General features: G+C 63.0%; 15 protein-coding genes and 1 pseudogene. 6 read left to right on the top strand and 10 right to left on the bottom strand.

The window, feature by feature from the left end; translation table 11 throughout:
• Positions 1–281: 281 nt before the first annotated feature.
• Genes AL346_RS15575 through AL346_RS15585 form a run of 3 tightly spaced genes read right to left on the bottom strand, consistent with a single transcriptional unit; the run spans position 282 to position 2,888 of the window.
• Positions 282–1,121 (bottom strand): DUF3883 domain-containing protein, encoded by an 840-nt coding sequence (locus tag AL346_RS15575; protein WP_019404588.1) that lies wholly within the window; start codon positions 1,119–1,121, stop codon positions 282–284.
• A gap of 7 nt (positions 1,122–1,128) precedes the next feature.
• Entirely contained in the window at positions 1,129–2,043 is a 915-nt protein-coding gene (locus AL346_RS15580) for a nucleotidyl transferase AbiEii/AbiGii toxin family protein (protein WP_019404587.1), read from the bottom strand.
• On the bottom strand, positions 2,043–2,888 hold the full coding sequence (locus AL346_RS15585; RefSeq protein ID WP_026015557.1) for a type IV toxin-antitoxin system AbiEi family antitoxin domain-containing protein: 846 nt from the start codon (positions 2,886–2,888) through the stop codon (positions 2,043–2,045). Before AL346_RS15585 ends, AL346_RS15580 begins: the two co-directional genes overlap by 1 nt.
• A gap of 1,062 nt (positions 2,889–3,950) precedes the next feature.
• Between AL346_RS15585 and AL346_RS15590 the strand changes: the two genes are divergently transcribed.
• Positions 3,951–5,273, top strand: a complete 1,323-nt coding sequence (locus tag AL346_RS15590) for a hypothetical protein (RefSeq protein ID WP_053193834.1) — start codon at positions 3,951–3,953, stop codon at positions 5,271–5,273.
• A 207-nt stretch (positions 5,274–5,480) separates the two neighbouring features.
• Here AL346_RS15590 and AL346_RS15595 read toward each other — a convergent pair whose 3' ends face one another.
• Positions 5,481–5,669, bottom strand: coding sequence for a hypothetical protein (locus tag AL346_RS15595; protein WP_019404583.1), 189 nt, complete (start codon positions 5,667–5,669; stop codon positions 5,481–5,483).
• A gap of 98 nt (positions 5,670–5,767) precedes the next feature.
• Between AL346_RS15595 and AL346_RS15600 the strand changes: the two genes are divergently transcribed.
• Together AL346_RS15600 and AL346_RS15605 are read left to right on the top strand one after the other, a co-directional pair.
• Positions 5,768–6,241: a hypothetical protein gene (locus AL346_RS15600; protein WP_156332771.1), complete on the top strand. Its 474-nt coding sequence runs from the start codon at positions 5,768–5,770 to the stop codon at positions 6,239–6,241.
• Positions 6,150–7,664 carry a hypothetical protein gene (locus tag AL346_RS15605; protein ID WP_156332772.1) on the top strand — a complete coding sequence of 505 codons (1,515 nt, stop codon included), beginning with the start codon at positions 6,150–6,152 and terminating at the stop codon, positions 7,662–7,664. Before AL346_RS15600 ends, AL346_RS15605 begins: the two co-directional genes overlap by 92 nt.
• Positions 7,665–7,675: 11 nt before the next feature.
• Here AL346_RS15605 and AL346_RS15610 read toward each other — a convergent pair whose 3' ends face one another.
• The 6 genes from AL346_RS15610 to AL346_RS15630 all read right to left on the bottom strand — a co-directional run bounded on the left by AL346_RS15610 (position 7,676) and on the right by AL346_RS15630 (position 16,469).
• Positions 7,676–8,305: a hypothetical protein gene (locus AL346_RS15610; protein ID WP_019404582.1), complete on the bottom strand. Its 630-nt coding sequence runs from the start codon at positions 8,303–8,305 to the stop codon at positions 7,676–7,678.
• 16 nt (positions 8,306–8,321) lie between these two features.
• Positions 8,322–14,633 carry a hypothetical protein gene (locus AL346_RS15615; RefSeq protein ID WP_053193837.1) on the bottom strand — a complete coding sequence of 2,104 codons (6,312 nt, stop codon included), beginning with the start codon at positions 14,631–14,633 and terminating at the stop codon, positions 8,322–8,324.
• Between the two features lie 293 nt (positions 14,634–14,926).
• On the bottom strand, positions 14,927–15,355 hold the full coding sequence (locus AL346_RS25640; RefSeq protein WP_245258966.1) for a DUF3883 domain-containing protein: 429 nt from the start codon (positions 15,353–15,355) through the stop codon (positions 14,927–14,929).
• Positions 15,352–15,759 carry a hypothetical protein gene (locus AL346_RS25645; protein ID WP_245258965.1) on the bottom strand — a complete coding sequence of 136 codons (408 nt, stop codon included), beginning with the start codon at positions 15,757–15,759 and terminating at the stop codon, positions 15,352–15,354. The genes AL346_RS25640 and AL346_RS25645 overlap by 4 nt, the downstream gene beginning before the upstream one ends.
• Before the next feature lie 42 nt (positions 15,760–15,801).
• On the bottom strand, positions 15,802–16,227 hold the full coding sequence (locus tag AL346_RS15625) for a type II toxin-antitoxin system VapC family toxin (RefSeq protein ID WP_019404579.1): 426 nt from the start codon (positions 16,225–16,227) through the stop codon (positions 15,802–15,804).
• Positions 16,227–16,469: a type II toxin-antitoxin system Phd/YefM family antitoxin gene (locus tag AL346_RS15630; RefSeq protein ID WP_019404578.1), complete on the bottom strand. Its 243-nt coding sequence runs from the start codon at positions 16,467–16,469 to the stop codon at positions 16,227–16,229. The genes AL346_RS15625 and AL346_RS15630 overlap by 1 nt, the downstream gene beginning before the upstream one ends.
• Positions 16,470–16,665: 196 nt before the next feature.
• On the opposite strand from AL346_RS15630, the gene AL346_RS24750 reads away from it, so the two are divergent.
• The 3 genes and pseudogenes from AL346_RS24750 to AL346_RS15645 all read left to right on the top strand — a co-directional run.
• Entirely contained in the window at positions 16,666–17,817 is a 1,152-nt protein-coding gene (locus AL346_RS24750; protein WP_197286571.1) for a DUF6551 family protein, read from the top strand.
• 450 nt (positions 17,818–18,267) lie between these two features.
• On the top strand, positions 18,268–19,458 hold the full coding sequence (locus AL346_RS15640; protein WP_245258964.1) for a Fic family protein: 1,191 nt from the start codon (positions 18,268–18,270) through the stop codon (positions 19,456–19,458).
• Positions 19,459–20,296: 838 nt separating this feature from the next.
• Positions 20,297–20,791 (top strand): annotated as a pseudogene (locus AL346_RS15645) (tyrosine-type recombinase/integrase); the annotation flags it as partial.
• Positions 20,792–21,099: the final 308 nt, after the last annotated feature.

Here is a 21,099-nt window from a genome sequence, read left to right on the forward strand (position 1 = left end):
CCTCGAACCGAGGACCCGCCGGGCCCGTCGAAGCCGGACTAGAACCGCTCAAACCTTCCTCACTAATCCCATCGACAGTCCATGTTCCGGGGCTGAAGCGCTTTTCACGCGTCGGCAGTCGTTCACTTATTGTTCTTGCATGAGTCCGTGCATGACATCAAGCTCGGTGAGTGTATTGGCCCGGCGAAAGACAGGCTTCGTCCAACGGACACAGAATCCTACGATGGCTATGATCCCCTTCTGCACCTAGGCCCCCGAAGGTCGTAGTTCTATCTCGGCCATTACAGGAAGCTTGCCTGATAGCTGGTTGCCATTAGCGACACATGCGCCTCCAGCGGCGGGTGAATCTCGAACGCCCGCGGCTCACGCGCAAAGTTCCACAACCGCACCAGCCGCCAATCGTTGCGACGAGCTTCGGCAACGGCCAGCTCATTGCGCGTGATGTGAAACGGCGTGCGTTCCCAGCCGTTGGTCGTCTTCACTTCGATCAGCCGATCGCTGCCATCCATATCGAAGCTCCGGATGTCATAGCCAGCGCCGTCGCCATCGACATGCGAGACCCATCGGATCCGCTCAGCTAGATCGGTCCGGCCGGCAGCGAGCAGGCTGGCGCGCTCGTGGGCGAGGACACGCTCTTCGCCGGCGCGGCCGAGCGCCCAATTGCGCGCGTCGCGCTCGGCGACGTCATATTTCCGGGCTATGGCGGTCATCTGCTCGAGCTCGTCAGGGGGAGGCGCATTGCTCTGCGTCGGCGGTGGACCGATCCACAGGATCGCTTCCTCCCGAAGCGCCAATGACGACGTGCCAGTTTCCACTCGCGCGAGCCAATCCGGGTGTCGCTCGAGCCAGCGCACGACCGCGTCAACGAGTGAGGCCTGGAAATTGAAAGCGGGTTTGTAGCCAGGTATCCAGTCCTCCCCGAGTCCCTTGAGCACTGCGCTGATGTTCTGGTGCTTGTATTCGATCGAACCGCGTGGCCGGCCGATCACCGCTTGCAGCTTCCGGTTATGTTCAGCCTTGCTGTAGGGGCATCCGGCGATGTCATCGGCGAGCATCGCGAAATAGTCCGCGACGATCGCGTCGTTCTGCTCATCAGTCCAGTTGCCGGCCAAATCTGACATCGTTTCCTTATCTCGCCAGAATCTCTTCGAGCTGTTTTACCAACGCTTTCCGCTTCTCGGCGCTCAAGCTGTCGAGATTCTGCTGCCGCCATCGCACAGCCGGCAGATCGGCGCCGGCATCCAAGCCGATAGTGGACCAATCGGGCTCGCCCCGTTCGAATGCCAGCAGGAATTGGCGGTGGGCATCGGGCATCGAGCGCACGATTGCGCCGGTCAGGGCTTCACGCGCCGCCAGAAGATTATCGAGCTCGACCGGTTGGCGCGTCATGCCGACGAAGCCGCGCTCGAACTCAGCCTTGATGTCCTTGCGCCGCACAGCCAGCACCTCGGCCATGGGGCGGTCGTGGCTGATAAGATAGACGAGAAAGGCCCGGCGCAGCGCCTCGTCGATGCCTTCGTTCGCCAGGAGATCGCGTACATCGAACAGGTCGCGCGGATGCTGCCGGTCGAGCGCGGCGACGATTTTCCCGGCATAGAGGTCGGGGAAGGAGACGATCCGCATTTCCGCAAAACCGAACGCGTCTTCGACGCTGGGCGAGACGGGACGCATCTCCGGCTCGAACACGCAGCCTCGCAGGACCGGAGTGACCTCGATCTTGATCTGCGCACCGTCGCTTCGCACTACGAGCTTGGTGACGACATTCTCGCGCGAGCGCGAAGGTGCGACGCGGGCGCCACGAACGGCTTCAGTGATGCGCTCGGCGATGCGCAGCATCGCCACATCGATCGCAGCCAGCGAGGTCGCACGATCCTGAACGGGCAGATAGGTGAGGTCGATATCGACCGAGAGCCGAGGCAGGTCGCGGATAAAGAGATTGATGGCCGTGCCGCCCTTCATCGCGAAACACTCTTCCGCTGCGACGGAAGGCAGCGTGCGGATCAGGAGTGCAACCTGGTTGCGGTAGGCATCAGCAAAAGCCATCAGCGTGCCTCGCCCAGCTCTTTCGGCACGGTGATCTGATAAGCGGGATCGAACTTCCCTTCCTTGACCAGCATGCGCTTGCCCGAGCCCAGGTCGACCGCTGCACGTTCGACGCGCTTGAGCCATGCGTGGCGATGCCGATCGGCAAAGAAGAAGAAGAGGCGCTTCACCTTCACGCTTCGGCAGCGGACAAGCAGCTTCTGCAGCCGCCGCGGAGCAAGATCGCTCAGTCCCTCCATCAGCACGTCGACCTGATGGAAGCTTTCATGATCGGGCAGTTCGTCGAGAAGCTCGAGGATCGCACGTTCAGGTGCCGAAACCGTCAGCGGCCAATCCCATTGTCCCCAGGCAAGCGAGCGCAATCCGGCGTCCTGGAAAGATCGCTCGTCGCGCATGCCGGCGTGATCCGGAACGAGGGGAGGGAAGGTAGCCTCCTCAAGGTCGCTCCCGAAGAGCGGCACGCTGTTGCGGTAGACGAACCGCTCCTCAAGCGGCAGCGTGGCAAGCCAGTTCGGCGGTTTTGCCGGCCCGTGAAGGTGGACCTCGGAACTGCCTTGCGAGAGATAGTGGGCATAGCCCTGCAGTTCGAGCGCCGTTCGGCCACCGACGGCAAGGCGATAGCCGAGGAGCGTCTGGAGGGAGATGACGGCCTGCTGCCAGCTCAGCTGTCCGCGGGGGCGCCGATAGACCCGGCGTGCCGGCTGTTCGAGCCAGCCGGAGGCGACATATTTGGTGCGCAAGGACGTGGAGTAGCCACGACTGGAAAGCCAAGCGGAGTCGACGAGCAGGCCCTCCGGCAGGAGGCGCTCAAGCTGGTTTAGCTTCCCTGTTTTTTGCTTGCTCATGGTGAGCTTTTTAGCACATTCTCAAACCGGCCGCCAGTTTAAAAATATGGAAATTGGCGTCCCCTAGGTTCGCAAAATCGATCCATGTCAAACTGAAATGGTCCCATCGACTGATACAGATCCTCGAACCTCAGTGGCTGGAAGCCGAGGATTTGTATCAGTCGGCTGACGCTTGACCATCGATGGATGACGGGTATTTTATGGTCTCACAAGCGCCCGGCAGAAGGGCCTGCCAGAGGTCGGAACAGGCGATCGACGTCGATAGTCGCTGAAATCCTCAAAAAAATTTTCGGACGATTTTCCCTTTAAAATCAACATCGTAACTTTTTGACGACCTATGCGTCGGAATTTCCGATGTTGGCGGAAAATTTTTACTGCGATTTCAACGGCTTAAATGTAGTTTGGACGATTGAGTGGGAGTGACGGATACAAACGGTGGCAATAGCGTAGTTTTGGCGGTGGTTTTCGCCGTCGCTTAATTGCTGCTCTCGTACGTTTTTTACTCCCATTGTGCTGGCCTACTCCATTTGTCTCTCGCAGGACCGATCTGCGCGCGCTCTCAAGATGATGTAAAGCCACTTCGATAAGTGGGAGTGCTCTGGCGTAGGATAGAGTGCACAAAGGCGGGGCTGCTTTGCGTCTAAGTCGTCCCACCTTAGCCGCGTAAGCCCGGTCCCAGAAGCTGCCGCTCCGTTATGCGATAAAGAGGCAGCGTGATGGAAAGCAGCCAGTCCACTTTGGAGCGCCGGCCGCGCTTATCCGCCATTCATTCATTTGGGCGCCTGGCGGGTAAGCGCGGGTTCGGATTTGCGCTAGCCCTTCGTTAGGCCGCGCTTCAGGCGAAGGCTGCAGTCGCGTGCGCCGATAACGGCGTAACCTTGTCCTACGCTCTCCCGTCGGGGATCTCCCAAGAGTGGCTTTCGTATATGGGTTGACGGCCGAGCAGGCGGAGGCGCTGATGTGGCGCACGGCCGCCGTGGATACCGCTATCGATATCGACTGAGCAGGAGCGCTACCTTGTCACCGTTTCCTGAGTGCCGCATACATCCGCTGACGGAGGCGGTGATCGACGGCATCGTCGAGGCCGCAGGCGGCCAGCGCGCGCATCCGGACCACGACCGGCGCTCCGAGCGAAACGCCGACTACATCATCGGGCGGAGCGTGGTCGAGCTCAAGATCCTAGAAGATGAAGGATTGAGCAAGAAGGAGCGCCAGCGCCGGCTCGCCGATCTGTTCGTACCGCTCGACCCGGAGCGCCCGGTGGTTGTGCTGGACCGTGAGCGGTTGGATGAAGCTGGACGCAGGGCGTACGATCGCGCCTTCGAAAACACCTTCAAGAGCGCCGTCGCCAGTGCCAGGAAGCAGCTGCGTCAATCCCGGACGGAGCATCCGGACACCGATCGCTCGATCCTGATGATCGTTAACAACGCCAACACTGCGTTGGACCACGACGAGATCGTGGCGCTGGTCGGGCGGCGAGCCCGCAACGACACCCGAGAGATCGACGGCGTCGTGGTGGCAGGTTGTTACCAGCACGGGGACGGCTTCGAGAGTGTGTTCCTGTGGCCGATGACTTACGTGCCCGTTGCAGTAGACCGGCCCTTTCGCGAGTACGAGGAGCTCCGGGAGGCATTCAACGGCTACGCCACGCGCGTGATGACGGCCGCCATCACCGAGCGGCCCGGGCCGGAGATGACGAAGGGTGCCGTGCTGGACACCTTCTTCGACCTGGACGGCAAGCGGTTCGTGAAGCCTGCGCCGCCAATGGGCAAGTCGTCCGAGTTCTTCATCCGCGGCCGTCCACGCGCTAATTCGACCGGCATAGACGTGTGCCCCACCGTGGCCATTATTTACCCAGAGCTCACGCGGTCCGAGTGGTCCGAGCTGACCGAGCTTGCGCCTTGGGAATCGGACCTAGGCGAGACGTACGAGGCGTGGTTGAAGCGGCGAGACGAGGCGCTAGCTACCGCCACGGCTTTGAAGCCGGTCTTAACAATCCCCGTGACCATCGACGGCTGGCTTGCCTGGACCGGCGGCGAGGTGCCGTTCGATCTGGTGAGCTCCGTTACCGAGTACGCGCACCACCTGTTCGAGGGGCAGGTAAAGCTCATCATCGAGCGGGCGCGCTCGGCGGACAGGACTCGGATCGTGCCACCCCGCTACATGGTCGCGCTGACCGAACTGATCGGGCAGGACGAGGCCAACGACGTGTCGCATATCGCGATCGTCCGCGAGCGGCCGGGCAGCGAACCGGAGGTGACGTCGGTGGTAGAGAATCTCCGCATTTTCCACCTCCACGCGGTCTGCCTCGCGGCCGCCTACGCGATGCGCCACGGTGTCGAGCACGTGCTCTGGCGCAAGGATCTGTGCTACGCCTGGACGTGATCATTCGGGCGGACGGATCAGCGGGCAATCTAGCGAGCTCATCCAATAGCTAGAGCTATCAGAGGACAAGGGATGAGGGGGGTACCAAGTCCGGATCCGGGAGGCACATTTCAGGACTTTGCCAGCGCCCTCATTCCCGGGGAGGACGGGTTCGATCGCGAAAAGCTCCTGCGCATCGCAGACGCTGCACGACTGGAGATGGAGGAGCTAGCGGCGGAAATCCGCAATCTCGTGCTGGCGCAGCCCCCCATCCAGCTGCTGGGCTTCGTCATGGGCCACTTCCACATGGCCATGATGATGCCCGCCTCCGAACAGGCCGACAGCCATCCGAATAAGGAAACCATAAAAGATTTCCAGTTGGCGCTCGAGTACCTGCACGCCGTCTGGAGCTGCCATGCACCCACGGTCGCCGAAACCGCGCCGCTGGATGAAGTAAAGGCAGGCGAGCTTTTCTCGACCTCGAACAGTTGCAGAACGCTACTTGGCGCTACTGCATGGCCAACTCGGCCAGCAATCCGGCGCGCGAACCAGGCGTGGCCGACCTGGAGTTCCACTCCAAGTCGACATGGACGCTGATCCGCGGGAACCGCTACCAGGTGTTGGAGGGGGAGTTCTTCCGCTACGTCCTTGCGCCGCATGACGACGCCCTTCGCCAAGCCTATGGCGTCGGCGCCGTCGACGTCGCAGCTGGCATCCAGGCGATCGCTGACGCACTGCGCATGGGGGTGAGCAATGCGGTCGAGGGACTGCAGGCAAGCATGGAGCGAGTGCAAGCGGCGATCGACGAGACGGGCGACGACATGGGCGCGGTGCTTGAGCAGATGAGCGCGGAGGACCCTGATTTCCCGCACCAGCACGTAGGACCTGATCAGGGACATGCTTTTCGGCGGCATCTGCAACTTGAGCCGGCACAGCCGCCTTCCGCGCAGCCTGCTCGAAGATCTCGCTTGGATGCCGGGCGAGAATGATGAGTTCTATGCACAGGGCGCGTTTGCGGGCACCCCGCTTCGAACACTGCCCGCGCGCGTGAAGCCCGGCATCGTGCTCGGCGGCGATGTTTACGCCACCGACGGACAGTTCGTGCGCGATACGGCCTACCGCGCCATCCAGCGCGGCCTGTGGAAGCGGCTTCCTTACCGCGACGAGTGGCTCAAGCGGCAGGCGATCGTCGTAGAAGACGCCTTCCCCTCGATCTTCGCCCAACAGCTCGCCGACGCAGAGGTGCTGCGATCTGTCCATTACCGCGAGGTCGGCACAGGCCGCTGGGTGGAAGCCGATCGCGTCATCCTTGTGGCTGACCACCTGATCGTCGTGGAGGCAAAGGCCGGCAACCAGCCGATGCAGTCGCCCGCAACCAGCTATGCCAGCCACGAGCGGGCGATCGGGGAACTTCTCCTCAAGGCCTACGGCCAGTGCCGGCGCTTCGTTGAATACCTCGCGAGCGAGCGTGAAGTCCCGCTGTTCGAGTTGTCGGAGGGTCAGTACGTAGAGGTGCGCCGCCTGCGCAGCGCTGATTACCCGGTCGTGCTTCCAATCGGCTTGACCGTCGAAGCGTTCACCCCTTTCTCGGCCATGGCGAAGGAGCTGCCGGGCGTTGACCCGATCCAGGGTAAACACCCTTTCGTCTCGATGTCGGTCGACGACCTCTTCGTACTTTCCCGCTTTCTGCCCACCACCGGTGAACTGCTCCACTACCTTAGCGTGCGGCAGCAGATCGCCGCGATACGAGCCGCCATGCTGTTCGACGAGGTCGACCACCTCGGCGCATACATACGCGACAACCGCTTCGACCTGCGTATCCGAGATCAGCTTAAGGAAGCGCACCAGGTCACGTGGTCAGAGTTCAGTGATATCGTCGACCGCCATTTCGAGGGTGAGGATTGGGAGAGCAAGCCGGTTCCCACCCAAACTTATCCTGCCAAAGTTGCTGAGATCCTCCGCGTCCTCGACGAGCGCCGCCCCAACGGTTGGCTCAAGGTGGATCGGCACCTTCGCGACTATGGTATTCCTGGTTGCGAGGATGTTGCGGGCTACGTCGAGCGGCTTGAGCCGACCCTCCGAAATTATCCCAGGCGTCGCTTCGACCTGAGTGGTGACGATCTGCTGCAGGTATGGTTGTGCCGCGCTGGTGCGGAGCCAGCACCGGACGAACTCAGACTGAAGGCGCAGGCGAGTTGTTTGGTTCTACAGGCCTCCGAAGCCTTGGTATTGGTGCTGACTTACAGACGTCGCGGCGTGATCGCGTCCGCCAGATGCGAGACCGTGCCGGCACCCAACATGCTGCAGAGCGACTGGGCCGAGGTGAACGCGGAGGCGGAGCGCCAGCGGAAGCGGGTGCGATCGATCGGACCGGCAAAGGACGGGCGAAAGCGCCGCCCGCTGAAGCGCTGAGCAGGGATCGCCTAATCTGCTTCATCGTCGCTCGCAGCCGATACGGCAGCAGTTTCTGCCTCCAGCTGCGACAATTCTGTGCGCCATTCTGACTCGATTGCGTCAGCGGCTCTTCGCAAACCATCAAGCTTGGCCAACCGGTCCTTAAGCTCCTCAATCTCGGCAGCATTGTCGCCTCGATCGTGTGCGGTGAGGACGATCAAGCGCCTAATCAGTTGAATGTCAGGCCCGCCGTCGGCACCTGCCGCCTCGGCGAGCTTGACCCAGTGCTTTGCGCGATCGGCCTCCGTTTCCGCCGCTTTGCCCAGCGCGGACACAATCATGATGCGCGCAGTTTGGTCGACCTGCTCTGCGACGCGGAGCCAGCGCTGTGAGGTCTCGCCCATATTCCCGCTCGCAGCCTCGCTGCTCATCTCCCGCCATGAACTGAGGAAATAAACCGGCTGCGACCTCGCGGGGTCAAGGCGGTGCAACACCTCCGTGACGGAGCCCAGCTCCATCGGGACGCGCCTATTCGACAAACCAGCCCGGTGGTCCCACAACTCCAGGATCGCCGCCGCGCAACGATCCTCGGCGACGTTCCGGCTCTCTGGCGGGGCAGTTCGCGCCGCTTCCATCAGTTCAGCGATGTAGTGCGCCATCCACCGCCCGAGCGTATCAGTGGACGCGTCGAGCCCGAGTTCGGCGACCAGCGCTTGGCCGAGGTCGAGGATCGAAGGGAACGCGCCAGGGCTCGCGCCCTGGGCGGAAGAGGACGACCTCCGTGACCTTTCGGGCAATTTCACCTTCCCTTTCGCGTGCGTAGCGGGACTTAACGAGTCTGCGCTGCAAGCTGACCTCCACGACCAAGTCTAGGCCGGCGAACCGCATCAACGCCTCCAGCAGTTCCGGCGTCGCGATCAACCGGCGACCTTGGCCGTTTCGACTCCCATCCTCGTCGTCGAGCCCTTCGCTCCATGTTTGCGAGCGCAGCTGCGCTCGCCCGACGCTGTCCGCCCAGACTCGTTCGCTTCTATCGGGCGCGAGATGGAGGTTGCTCGCGAACGGCGCAGCTGGAGCGAGAACGCGCGGGCCGATACCGGCCGCCCACCAATCGTGTTCATCGAGTGCGCGCTCGTCGGAGCCGTCCTGCACCCAACCCTTGAACACGAAGCCGGGCCGGTCGATCTCGAGACTGTCCCCAAAGTCGGGCACCTTGTAATCGTGCGGGTCACCTGCGGTTTTCAGCGCGCGCATCAGCGCCTCCGACCGATCAGGCGACGCCAGCGCGCTGCTGACACTCACGACCTGTTCGCGCTCACCGGAGTAGCTCGTCCAATAGCCGGATACGACCAGCGCGCCATCGGGCTGCGTCAGCAACCGGAACGCCTCGTCGACATGAACCGACCGCGGCCAATCTGCATCCTCGGTTGCCGGAAGTGCCAAAACGTCGATGGGGGGCGGATCGCGACGATCCGCAAGCCATAGGCCATCGCGACGGCTCAGATCGTGTCCCCGCAGCCATTCCGGGAAGCTGGACCAGCTATCGTCCGACTCGGGGATCGCCGGCTCCGTCTCGAGGAGCTTTCCGGCGACGGTCATCATGGCGTGATAGGAAAGGTAGAATTGCAGATCGTCCACCTTGGGCGTGCTGCCGTGCGAATGCCGAGTGGCGCGATCGAAGTAGTGCCGACGCGCACGCTCGTCCCGGTCCCATCGACCGTTGTCGCCCAGGCCCCAATCGTGGTGGATGACCTTCTCCGCTTCCTCCTCGATCCGCTCCACGTCCAGACTGAAGGCGCGGCCGAGCGGCGCCAGCCAGTAAGGTCCGATGTCGATCCCGAACGAGAACCGCTTTTCATCGTACCCGCGCAGAAGACCGGTACCCTTGAACGTCTGCCGCTCCTTCCCGAGCGGCGGCAGGCGAGACACATTGACCGTCCGGAGCGCCTCCGCCTCCGCCTCGCTCACGTCAACAAGCCTTTGGGTGCCAAGCGAGAGAAGCGCGCGGGCCGCGAAGCCGCGCTGCAGAACATGGGGGTGATCACGCCGGGCATAACGGCGCAGAAAGGCGGCGTGGGTTGCGACAGCGGGGCCGCTCTCCTCCGCGGCGCGCGCCAGCGCGACCAACAGCCAGAGCAGCCCATGCTGGTCGTAGAACCGGAGCGCCGCATCGGCGAAAGCGCCTCCCTCGCCCGCGCCCGCCATCACAACCAAAGCCTGCAGCACGGCGTCGCGCCGCAACCGGCACAGGCCTCGCACGGCATGGGCCGCCTCCCACCTCCTTTCCGCAACCGGCGATGCCAGCGCCGCCCAAAGGTAGCCGGCGACGGACGCTTCTACGTCCGGGGGCGGGCGGAGCTGCGGCGACCACGGCCCATCGCCGTCGCTCGGCTCCAGCGAAGGCTCGAACAGATCAAGGCCGAACCTGAGCGCTGCCCCGGCCTGGCTCGCGTCAAGCTGGTGCGACAGGATGCCGGCGAGCCTGAACAGGCCATCAGCGTCGTGCGGGACGGCCGTAGCGGCCATCGCCTCTATCGCCTCGCCCATCAGCTCGCGGGTGCCCAACCCGCTGACCTCCAGCGCACGACTCCATGGCAACCGCTCGTAATGCCGATCTGCCGACACGCTGGCCGCATCCTGCCGACATACCGTCCTCAGCAGCCGCTGCAGCGCGGGGCGGACAGATAGCCGTTGCGTCCAGGCGTCCGGCAGCACCTCCAGCAGCCCGCGCACGTCCAGCAAGCCCAGTGAAGGGTTCGACCCAAACGCATCAAGGAATGCGGCCTCGTCGCCGGCGCGGACGCGCGCGATCGCCTGACGATTGAACTCTTCGTTCCAATATGGCGACTCGCCTGACCGGAAGCGAGAGTTTGCTGCTACAAGGTCAGAGGCAGAGGTAAGCGAAAGCCCGGCGAAGATGCCGTCCCAGTCGCGCGCGGTCTCCTTGAGCGAGGGCGTCCAGCGTTCCTCGCGACTGCGCGGCTTATTCTCTTCGATTGATTCCGCCCGGCGCAGCGCCTCCGCGGCTTCGGGAAGGTCGATGCCGTTCGCCTGCAGCGTAGCGTTGATCCTGCGCAACCGCTTTGTGTCGGTCGAGAACCGCTGATACTGCATCAGAAAAGCCGGTACGTTCGCTCGACGGCTAGGGCCGGGTTCGGCGGCCAAGGCGGCTTCAAGCAGCCGGTCCGGCTTCCACCAGCACTTCATGGGCAGCAAGGCGAGCGCGGTGCCCGGATCGAGCTGGCCGCGGCCGACGAGTCGGTCGATCACCACCGGAAGCAGCCTCGCCTCTCGCCCGAACAGGCGGTCGAGCCAGCGGCTGAGGACCGCAAGCGCCGACGACGGTGACAGGTCCGCCAGCGTCTCGGCGGTATGTTCCCACTCGAAATGCTTGTCGCGGACAACGTAATGGTAGGTAAGCTCGGCCGCTCGTGCCAAGCGGTAGGCGAGTCTAGGGTCATCACCGCCGTCCCGCGCGGCGGCCTCGCCTAGGTGCAGCACCGCCTGCCAGCGCGCGAGATTCTCCGAGCCGATCTTTCCCGACGCCTCGACGGCCCGATCGAACAGCGCTTTCGCTTCCGAAGCGCTGACCGGCAACACCGCACGGGCGATCCGGATCAGTGTATCTGTCTTCAGCTCCGCGTCCTCGCGCTCGCCCTCTGCAAGGTCGAACGCCGCGCGCCCAAGGTCGAGAGCGCGCCGCTCCTCGCCGGCCGTGCGCGCCGCTCGGCGTGCGAGGCCGAGCAAGGTCGGGATGAATAGTGGCTTGCGCAGCTTGGCTCGCCACGCGTCGAAGATAGCCCATTCCGTCGCCCCGGTTCCACTGGCGAGGATTACCTCTCCCCACCATGCGGCGACTTCGTTCGCGGTCGCCGACTCCTCGCGGTAGGATATACCTTCAGCTTTGGCGGAGGCTGCAAGCGTCTCCGATAGCTTTTGCCCCACCCCTGCGGACGGAACGCGCCCTAGCGTCACGTCTGCCCAGAGTTGTGCCCAAGGCAGCAGCGCACCCACGTTTTCGCGGAAGCGTTGCGCCTGCTCGTGATGCTGATGCTTCTTGGCCAATGCCTTGCGGATTTCCGGCGAAGCAAGGCTATGGAGCCGGAGTTCGCGGCCAGCCAGCGCCGCTCGCAGCGCATAGGCCCGCAGCAGGTCTGTCCGAGCCTCACCAAACGTACTCCCGTCGCCGCTCAGCGCGCGGGATGGCCGAGCGGGAAGGTAGCAGCCGAGAATGCTCGCCAGCGTGCGGCGTGGCAGCAACCGATGCTGAGCGGCGGCGCTCACCAACGCCGCCACGGCGGCGATCAGCGGCTCGCCTCCGTGCCAACCGTTATCGAATTTGAGCTTGCCGTGGAGCCGCCCCACCAGCGCGACGGCGCGCCGGACGACGGCGGGCGGCGACACCCGTCCCACGGCGGCGAGTTCCAGCGTGATCGCGAGCAATAGCCCGATGTCGTTGTCGGCCGCCACCGCGAGCGCATCGACATCACCGAACCGCGCGGCGTCAATCAGCCGCGTCGTCAGGATGCGACCGACCCTGAACGACAGGTCACGCGGGCTCCACCTTCGCAATTGCCGGGCGCTCGCCCCGGCCCCGTGCAGGTTCAGCTCCGCCAGCGCGAGCTCGGCAATGTCAGCGATCTCGACCTGTTCGGCCCGCCGCCCATCCTCATCTTTCGAACGGCTCCAATGATCCAGCCAGCCATAGGCGATGCGCAACCGGCTCCGCGCGTCGCCGGCGAGCGCGGAGCTTCCGGATAGGAATGCCGCCTCATAAGCGTGTTCGGAGCCAGTCCAGCCACCGCCGCTGATCTGCCGGCGACTGACCTGCTCCGCCATGCGCTCGGTATCGAGAAAGAAGGCGCCTAGGTCCGTATTGGCGGCAATCAGCTTTTCTTGGCGCTCCCCCGCGGCTACCTCGCCACCCGCCTTGAGGCAGAGCTTGGCGGCGGCTTCGTATCGTCGGTCACGCAACGCGGCCTGTAGCGCGAAGCGGAGCCGCTGCAGCTCCACGTCACGCCGCGCTACCGGATCGTCCTGCGGCAGCGCGCCGCCTTCCAGCGTCAGCCGCACAAGCGCGTCGAACTGACCTGCCTCCAGCATCAGCTGCGGCAGGGTCGCGGCGACGTATGCACTCGTCGGCGCGAGCGGCAGCAGCCGAGCGACGAAGTCGGCGAGACTCGCCGCCGACGGGCGAAATTGTTCGCGAAACCAGGTCTCCGTTGGCTCGTCCCTGAACTGCACGGCGCCGTCCCGTACCAGCAGCGGCCGGCCGAGATCGTTGGCGAGGCTGGTCACCAGGCTCTCAGGCACTGCCGCCGTTCGGGCGACAACCGCCAGCGGCACAAATGGCCGCAAGGTGGCGAGCGCCTCACAGACGCGATCAACCTGGGGTTGTTCGAGCTTCGGCGCGTCGTCCCGGGCCTTCGCCACTGCAGCGGCGAGTAGGCGGGCGATGGTGTCCTGCACCGTCAGCGGCTCTGGTCCCAACCCGGCGAGAACGGCTGGTAGGTCGACGGCGGCGGCAAGAGCGGTCGCCTGCACGCGCGGGTTGGAGGAGGTCAGCCGGTGGAACTCCTCGACATCGCGGTCCGATGCGGCGGGATAGTCGGCGCGCAGGTTCCTCGCCGTTTCCGACTCCGAAAAGGGCAGCAGGTCGATCTTGCGCGCCGCGGGCGGTGGGTCGAGCAGGTGGACGCGGTGTGTGCGCGAGGTCAGCACCAGCCGGACATTCTCCGGCAGCGGCTCGCGCAACAGCGTTCGGGCGAAGCTGGCTTGGTCGCCTGCCTCCCGCGCCTCCGTCTCGGCGTTGTCGGCCGCGTCGATTACGAGGCATAGCAGCGCTCCCCGATCGCGTTCTCGCAAGCTCACGCTCGCTTGCTCCAACCTCGCGGCAAAAGCGCGGGCATAGGCCTTCGGGTCCGCCTTGGCCGTGGGGATCAATGAATCGCAGAGCGTCAGCGCGGCCAGCTCATTGGCGAGCTGGACGAATCCCTCTCTAGGATGGTGCCGGCGACCGGTTAGGCTGCGGTAAGCGCCGTTACCAAAACAGTCATAAACCAAGGTGACGCTGCCGGCCGGCATGTGCTCGCCGATCTGCGTCGCCACCACGGACTTGCCGATGCCCCCGTCGGCCTGGATAATCACTGGGCTTCGCTTTGCGACGACCTGAGCGACAAGGCCCGGCAGTTGCTCGCGCTCGACCAATGCGGCCGGCACCTCGATGAGCGAGGGCGCCGGATACAGTTCGTCGCCGGTGACGCCGATCGCTTGCAGCACGTTGTGCCGCGTAATGATCGGATTGCTGGCGAATTCCGACGTGGCCTTGCGGGTGATCAGGTCCTTCAGCTGTAACGGCGCGTCCCGGTCGTTGTCTGGCAAGTAGGCTGACAGGTCAGCACCGAGCAGCCGGCGTTGTTCGAGATAATCGGGTGTGTGTGCGTTGAGCGCCAGTTGAGCAACGAAGCCGCGCAAGAGGTCGCCGGTCAGCCCAGTCGCCCTTGCGAAGCTCGTTTCTCCCGAGCCCGGCTCGTTTGCCGCGATGGCGGCGAGCGCATCGAGTATGGCCTTCGCGATCGGTCGGTTCGTCTCAAAGGCGAAGAAAAACCGTTTAGCGACGTCTTCCCGTCCGAAGCGCGCGACCAAGGCCGCATAGCGCTGGGCAAACTTGGCGACGGTCGGCTTGAGGCCGCTCACCTGCCAAGGCTCATCCGCCTGGCGGGTCGAATGCTTAAGCTGCAGGTACGTGACGCGCGCCGCGGACGCGAGATCGGTGCTACCTACATACTCCGCCACATCGATCGCATCGAGACCGGCGGACACCTGCTCGCCTTCGCCCGGTGTAACCCCTTCAATCGAAACCGCGACTAGCGCCGCGTCGGGCGGCAGCATTGCCAGCGTGCGCCGGGCCGCCCACGCGTAGTGAAACTGATCACCGTCCCGGCTGGGCCGAACGAGATCGACGTGGGGATTAGTCGTTGCCTTCATGTTCTAGGTCACGGTAACGATTCGCCAGCGTATGCACCAGCACCCCTTGCTCCTGAACGCTTCAAAAATGCGCAGCAGGAGCCACTTCCAAATAATGTCTCTGGGTCTTTCCGGCTTAGAAGGCTAGCGGAACGAAATTCCGCTTCCTCGGTATGGAAGCCGAGAGCTGCCGGTAAGCGAGCGGCTCAATTCAGCAGCAAAGCAGCGTCTGAATGAGTGTCTGGAGTTGGACTGCGGCTAAGGCGCCGCGAAAGTCTGACAATGGGTCTTTTCGACCCGCAAGGTGGCAGCCGCTACGGGAAGCTTGCCTGATAGCTGGTTGCGATCAGCGACACATGCGCTTCGAGCGGCGGACGCAGTTCGAACGCCTTCGGCTCCCGCGCGAAATTCCACAACCGCACCAGCCGCCAATCGCTACGCCGCTCCTCGGCAACGGCCAGCTCATTGCGCGTGATGTGAAACGGCGTGCGCTCCCAGCCATTGGTTGTCTTTACCTCAATCAGCCGATCGCGGCCGTCGGTGTCGAAGCTCAGGATGTCATAGCCGGCACCATCACCATCCACGTGCGACACCCAGCGGATGCGCTCAGCGAGATCGGTTCGGCCGGCGGCGAGCAGGTTGGCGCGCTCGTGGGCGAGGACACACTCCTCACCGGCGCGACCCAGAGCGCGATTGTGGGCATCGCGCTCCGCCACATCGTACTTTCGAGCGATGGCGGTCATCTGCTCGAGCTCGTCGGGCGGCGGCGCATTGCTGTGCGTCGGCGGCGGGCCGATCCATAGCATTGCTTCTTCCCGAAGCGCTGACGGTGACGGACCCATCGCCATCCGCGCGGTTGGTGCGAGCCAATTCGGATGACGTTCAAGCCAGCGCACCACCGCATCGACGAGCGATGCCTGAAAATTGAAGGCGGGTTTGTAGCCTGGGATCCAGGCCTCACCTTGAGCACGGCGCTGATGTTCTGATGTTTGTATTCGATCGAACCGCGAGGACGGCCGATCACCGCCTGCAGCAGGCGGTTATGTTCGGCCTTGCTGCAGGGACGCCCAGCAATGTCATCGCCAAGCATCGCGAAATAATCCGCCACGATCGCATCGTTCTGCTCGTCGGACCAGTCACCGGCCATGGCGGCTCCCGAAGGGACCGGCCAAGACAGAGAAGGCCCGCGTCATGCCAGCAACTGCGCCGGCACGCCAAGCGCCGGTCCGGCGTCGGCGAGCCGCTGGTCTAGCGTATGTACCGTGGCGCCATGCTCCGACGCGATTGCAAGATGCAGCGCGTCACCGGCGCGAAGCCCAAGCGCATGCTGATCGGCAAACCTCGCCGCCGCCCGAAACTGCCCGCTCGTCACGGGCAGCACGGTGAAGCTCTCGGCGACGAGCTTGTGGAACATCGCGAGCGCCGCCGCGCGCTGCTCAAGGGTGATCTGACCGCTTCGCAGCTTGATCGCCATGGCCGACGACATTTCGGTGACGGTCCAGTCGCTGATCAGAAGTTGCGCCGGATCCTGCTCCGCCAGCCAGGCCTGAACGCGTGGTGTCATCGCTTCGTTGCAGAGCGCCGCGACGATCAGCGACGTGTCGAGGTAAAGCATCAGTAGCGATCGCCATCCCGCATTGACCGCACGAGATCGGCGGCGCTCTGGGACTGCGGTGGCATTGCTGCCGTCAGCGATTGAAGCAGAGCGGCATCGATGGGCTTGCGGGGCTTGGCCACGGCGGTGAGCCGCGCGACCGGCTTGCCACGCCGCATGATGTCGATTGAATAGCCTGCCTCGACCCGGTCGACCAGTTCGCTCAGATGGGCCTTGGCATCCGCCAGATTGACTGCGTCCATGTCACGCTCCTGACCATGTAGATGGTCATATAGCGCAATCAGCTTAAGAATTCCAGCGCTGCCTCTCCACGTCATCCTTCCGGCGACCCCTGCCCGTGGTCCGGAGGCAGTCATAAGCCATCCAGATTGCACGTTCGGAATGCACGTCCTGATCGCTCGCCAGCACGACGCTCGCGAACCTTTCAGGAGACGTAGCATGATACTCCAACAAACTTCCTCCCAGCTCAAAGATGTACGCAACTGGATCAACGACGGGTCCTCGATTCCGGATTGGGTGCGGATGCAGATGTCCGGCGAAATCGCATCCAACGGCAGCTTTCTCATCGTCACACCCGTTGGCACCGCACGGGTGCACCTTGGCGACGTGGTGATAGAGCATCAAGGCCAACTCTGGTCGCGCTCACCGGACGAAATCCCGCAACTGATCGATGGTTTTGGGGCAGAGGCTGCACTGCCGATCGCCGCTATCGGTCCTGGCAAGGATGCCCAGTTCGGGACGATGAGCAAAGCCGGAAAGGGAAGGAGGCGCGGGGGCAAGCGCAAGATTGGCTTCCGCCCACCCATCGGAAAAATGCCGAGCATCGAATGGGTACATACAACCGAACTGACCGTCGATCAGTCCTATCAGCGTTCGATCGACAATGAAGGCTCCCGGCGCCTGATTGCGAGCATCGCCGCCAATTTCGACTGGCGCCTCTGTGCTCCGCTCGTTGTTTCGCGGCGTCCGGACGGATCGAAGGTCATCATAGACGGACAGCATCGTTGGGCTGCAGCAGTACGAAGGGGCGACCTGCCGCAATTGCCGTGTTGCCTTTTCGCTTATGACAGCCCCGAAGATGAAGCCCGAATGTTCATCGTCGCCAATCGGGCTCGCAAGCCAATGAACCGACTGGATGACTTCCATGCCGCTTTGGCGGCGGCAGATGAGGACGCCGTCGAGATTCAACGTTTGATAACTGAGGCGGGCTTGAGGATGGCCCGTAACACCTCGTCCAGCGCGTGGAAGGCGGGAGAGGTTGCCTTCACATCCTCGATCGCGACCGCCTTGCGGCGACACGGTCCGGCGATCGTATCCGCTGCCCTCACAAGCATAGCCGAAGCCTATGAGGGCCGTTCCCTTACCTACGGTGCGTCGGTATTCGGCGCTTTAATCAAGCTCTTTGCAAATCCGCCAGAAAGCTTTGATCCCGATGGCCTGGTGCCCGCGCTGCGACATTTCGATATGGCCTCGCTGGGCGAGATCGTGCGCGGCCTTAACGGCGGCGATACCCGCGCGTCAGCCGTTCATTCTGTCATTCTCGAAAGCCTGAACCAAGTGAAAAAGGCTGAAAGCAAAGTGCTGGCGTAGCTTCCACAATCGGCGGTGTCGCACTCGGTTGCTCCGAGTGCGACATTCCATAGCAACGTCCCGAAACCCGTCCGCCCGACTTAGCGCAGGAGGTCCCACTTGCGGCCCTGGAGTCGTTGGAATCCTGCCGACGCCAATGCGGTGATCGCCAGCAATAGGTACCGGTGCGATGCGATGGCCTTTGTTTCAGCTCGGCGGGCCGCCAGACCGCGCTCGCTAAGGCGAGATCGATTGTTTTGGTTGGCGTTTTTGAGAGCTGTCCGCGGTAACCTCCGAGTTATTTCCAGCAATATAGCCAGAAGGTAAGGAACGGGAATGTATCCAAGGGAGAGGCGCTAGGAACGATCTCTTGACTAATGATCGCTATTAGTAAAGAATCCGTTCCCAGTGGAGTCGGCAGGGAACGCTGTTGTGCCTTCCGCTCCCAAGGCCTACGAGGTCGTTCCCGGGATGAGCCGCAAACAGATGCCGAAGCGTACCACAGGCCGATACGAAAGCGTGACCGCCGGCGGCGAGAAGGTTAATGCCTTCATTCCCTTCGATCTGCCGCCCACGCGTCCGATGCTTGCCATTGACGGAAAGCTCGAGCGTCGCCTCCGTGAAGCCGAGCAGGCGCTCGTTCGTCTCGATCTGGCAGGCGAGATGGTGCCATCGTTAGATTGGTTCATCTACGCCTTCGTGCGCAAAGAGGCGGTGATCTCATCGCAGATCGAGGGCACGCAAGCATCGCTCGTCGACCTTCTCACCTTCGAGGCCGAAGAGCAGCCTGCACCCAATGCCGACATCGAAGAGGTGACCAACTACCTCGATGCGCTCGCCTATGCGCGCGGCCAACTCGCTTCCAAGCGCGGTCTTCCGCTTTCGATGCGGCTCTTGAATGAGACGCACAAGCGGTTGATGCGCGGTGTGCGCGGTTCGAACAAGCAACCTGGCGACGTGCGTCGCACCCAGAACTGGATCGGTGGAAGCCGGCCGGGGAATGCGGCCTACGTGCCGCCGGCGCCTGACAAGCTCCCCCAGCTCCTCAGCGAATTTGAGAAATACATCCATGCCGACGACCCGCTGCCGAAGCTCGTGCGTATGGGTCTCCTGCATGTGCAGTTCGAAACCATTCATCCCTATCTCGACGGCAACGGTCGGATCGGTCGGCTGCTGGTCGCGCTCCTGCTGGAGCACTGGGGCCTGCTGAAAGCTCCGCTCCTTTATCTCAGCCTCTTTTTCAAGCGCCACCGGGAAGAATATTATCGGCGACTCAACCTCGTGCGGCTGGAAGGGGACTGGGAGGGCTGGACTGACTTCTTTCTCGACGGGGTCGCCACGATCGCCGATGAAGCGGTCGCCTCGGCGCGCGAATTGTTCAACCTCGTCAGCATGGACCGGGCACGGCTCCTGGGTGCTGAATCCGCCTCCGTCTCAGCGCTGAGGCTGTTCGAGCAACTTCCCCGCCATCCGATCGTGACGGTGGCCTCGGCCATGAAGCTGATCGATGCGAGCAAGCCGACCGCAACTCGCGCGATCGAAGCGCTGGCCGAGGTCGGCGTCCTCGTGGAAACGACGGGAAGGAAACGCGACCGCAGCTTCGCTTATCGCGCCTATATGGAGCGCCTGCGGGCGGGAACGGATTTGAACAGCAATGGCTGAAGAGGCAGGCCGATGGCCGCCGAAACTCTGCCCGTGCCTGCGCGAATCGGCCAGCTATGGCGCCCCTCGCAGGGCGTGCCGGCATCAATTGCTGATTTGTGTCGCAGGAGCCAGACATAATTCTGTCTGCCTCGTCACGACTGCTGGCGCGAGGCTGAGCCAGCGATTCACAGAAACGAGAGGCAAATTGCCGGGACGCCGGGGGGGCTCCGGCGTTCACCTCATTTCTTGTTTGCTAGCCGGTCACCATGCCGCTGCTACCCGGGACGGCTACTCGTAGCGTCGTGGTGGCGCACCCAGTCCATTCCCTCGGCCTCGTTGCGACCTGAGGTCGAGCATGGCGTAGGTGCCTATCATCACCTCCACACCGCGGCCCGAAAGTGGAATAGATGTGAAAGACATCGCCAGCCTCGTCCCTGAAGAGAGCGCTGACGCCGTAATCTGCGGAACTTTGGTCACGAGCCTGGACCAGACTTGCTCGTAACGCTCTTTGCGAGAAACCGTCTTCACCCCCTCAACCGACCCAACGCCCGCGATCCATCAATCCAGGATCGAGGTGAGCGTATTGATTTTGTCGGTTTTGACGGTACTTTATAGAGGGTTAGATTTGACCTTCGCCGTTCATGACGCCCCCGAATTGGCCGATAGGTATCGATAGTTCACAGAATTTTTTCTGGTCGGCATTTCTTAAAAAAACCAGTGAAATCAAAACGCTAACTTTTTGACGGCCTCATTCGCGGCGCCTCAGGTCAACAGGCGAATTTTCCACAATAAAATCAAACCCTTAGGGCAGAAAAAATACTAGAGTGGGAATGATCCGGCGTCCTTTCGGGGCTATGCCGTCTGGACCATCCCGAAGGAGCGTCTGAAGCGGCGCAAGCCGCACAACGTCTATCTCTCCCGGCAGTCCCTCGACATCATGGTGGCGCTGAAGACGTGGGCCGGAAACTCCCGCTATCTTCTGCCGTCGCGCTACGATGCCGCCGCTCCCCTGTCTCGCGCGACCTTCAACCGCGTCACGACGGCCGTGGTCGAGCGCGCGAGGAAGGCCGAACTGCCTCTGATGCCCTTCACCGTGCACGATCTGCGCCGTACAGGCTCGACGCTTCTCAACGAAGCGGGCTTCAACAGTGACTGGATCGAGAAGTGCCTGGCCCACGAGGACAACCGCTCCTCGCGTTCCGTCTACAACATGGCCGAGTACGAACGCCAGCGACGGCACATGTTGCAGGAATGGGCGGACATGATCGACGCCTGGGCCGAGGGGAAACAGAGCAGGCCGACCATCTATCCTCCCAACATGCTGGGCATCGCCGAGCACGGTCGCGTTTAGGGGCGATAAGCGGCGATACTTGACATCGCCGGTAGGTCTTCGCCCGGACCATCGCCAGGCACATGTCGGAAGCGCTGCCTGGTCGCAAGACGTGGCCGACCTGGGTAGCGGGGCTCGAGGTCGGATCGTAATCGGCACTGACCCAAGGTCGACTTTGCGGTTGCCGTGACGTGAATGGCAACTCTGCGCCCTCGTACCGGGACGTTCGGGCAATCTGCACCTTCACTTATGAGCAGACATCGCGATCGCGACCATACAAGGGGAGGAATGCGCCTCATCATGGTCGACGGAGCAGACTTGCGGAGAGT

The organism is Chelatococcus sp. CO-6, from assembly GCF_001271345.1.
GTDB lineage: Bacteria > Pseudomonadota > Alphaproteobacteria > Rhizobiales > Beijerinckiaceae > Chelatococcus_A > Chelatococcus_A caeni.

What these genes read in the sequence shown, in the direction of transcription:
- AL346_RS15575 (WP_019404588.1), bottom strand. Translation starts at nt 1,121, where the DNA reads ATGTCAGATTTGGCCGGCAACTGGACTGATGAGCAGAACGACGCGATC.
- AL346_RS15580 (WP_019404587.1), bottom strand. Translation starts at nt 2,043, where the DNA reads ATGGCTTTTGCTGATGCCTACCGCAACCAGGTTGCACTCCTGATCCGC.
- AL346_RS15585 (WP_026015557.1), bottom strand. Translation starts at nt 2,888, where the DNA reads ATGAGCAAGCAAAAAACAGGGAAGCTAAACCAGCTTGAGCGCCTCCTG.
- AL346_RS15595 (WP_019404583.1), bottom strand. Translation starts at nt 5,669, where the DNA reads ATGGCAGCTCCAGACGGCGTGCAGGTACTCGAGCGCCAACTGGAAATC.
- AL346_RS15600 (WP_156332771.1), top strand. Translation starts at nt 5,768, where the DNA reads ATGGCCAACTCGGCCAGCAATCCGGCGCGCGAACCAGGCGTGGCCGAC.
- AL346_RS15605 (WP_156332772.1), top strand. Translation starts at nt 6,150, where the DNA reads ATGCTTTTCGGCGGCATCTGCAACTTGAGCCGGCACAGCCGCCTTCCG.
- AL346_RS15610 (WP_019404582.1), bottom strand. Translation starts at nt 8,305, where the DNA reads ATGGCGCACTACATCGCTGAACTGATGGAAGCGGCGCGAACTGCCCCG.
- AL346_RS15615 (WP_053193837.1), bottom strand. Translation starts at nt 14,633, where the DNA reads ATGAAGGCAACGACTAATCCCCACGTCGATCTCGTTCGGCCCAGCCGG.
- AL346_RS25640 (WP_245258966.1), bottom strand. Translation starts at nt 15,355, where the DNA reads ATGACCGCCATCGCTCGAAAGTACGATGTGGCGGAGCGCGATGCCCAC.
- AL346_RS25645 (WP_245258965.1), bottom strand. Translation starts at nt 15,759, where the DNA reads ATGGCCGGTGACTGGTCCGACGAGCAGAACGATGCGATCGTGGCGGAT.
- AL346_RS15625 (WP_019404579.1), bottom strand. Translation starts at nt 16,227, where the DNA reads ATGCTTTACCTCGACACGTCGCTGATCGTCGCGGCGCTCTGCAACGAA.
- AL346_RS15630 (WP_019404578.1), bottom strand. Translation starts at nt 16,469, where the DNA reads ATGGACGCAGTCAATCTGGCGGATGCCAAGGCCCATCTGAGCGAACTG.
- AL346_RS24750 (WP_197286571.1), top strand. Translation starts at nt 16,666, where the DNA reads ATGATACTCCAACAAACTTCCTCCCAGCTCAAAGATGTACGCAACTGG.
- AL346_RS15640 (WP_245258964.1), top strand. Translation starts at nt 18,268, where the DNA reads ATGAGCCGCAAACAGATGCCGAAGCGTACCACAGGCCGATACGAAAGC.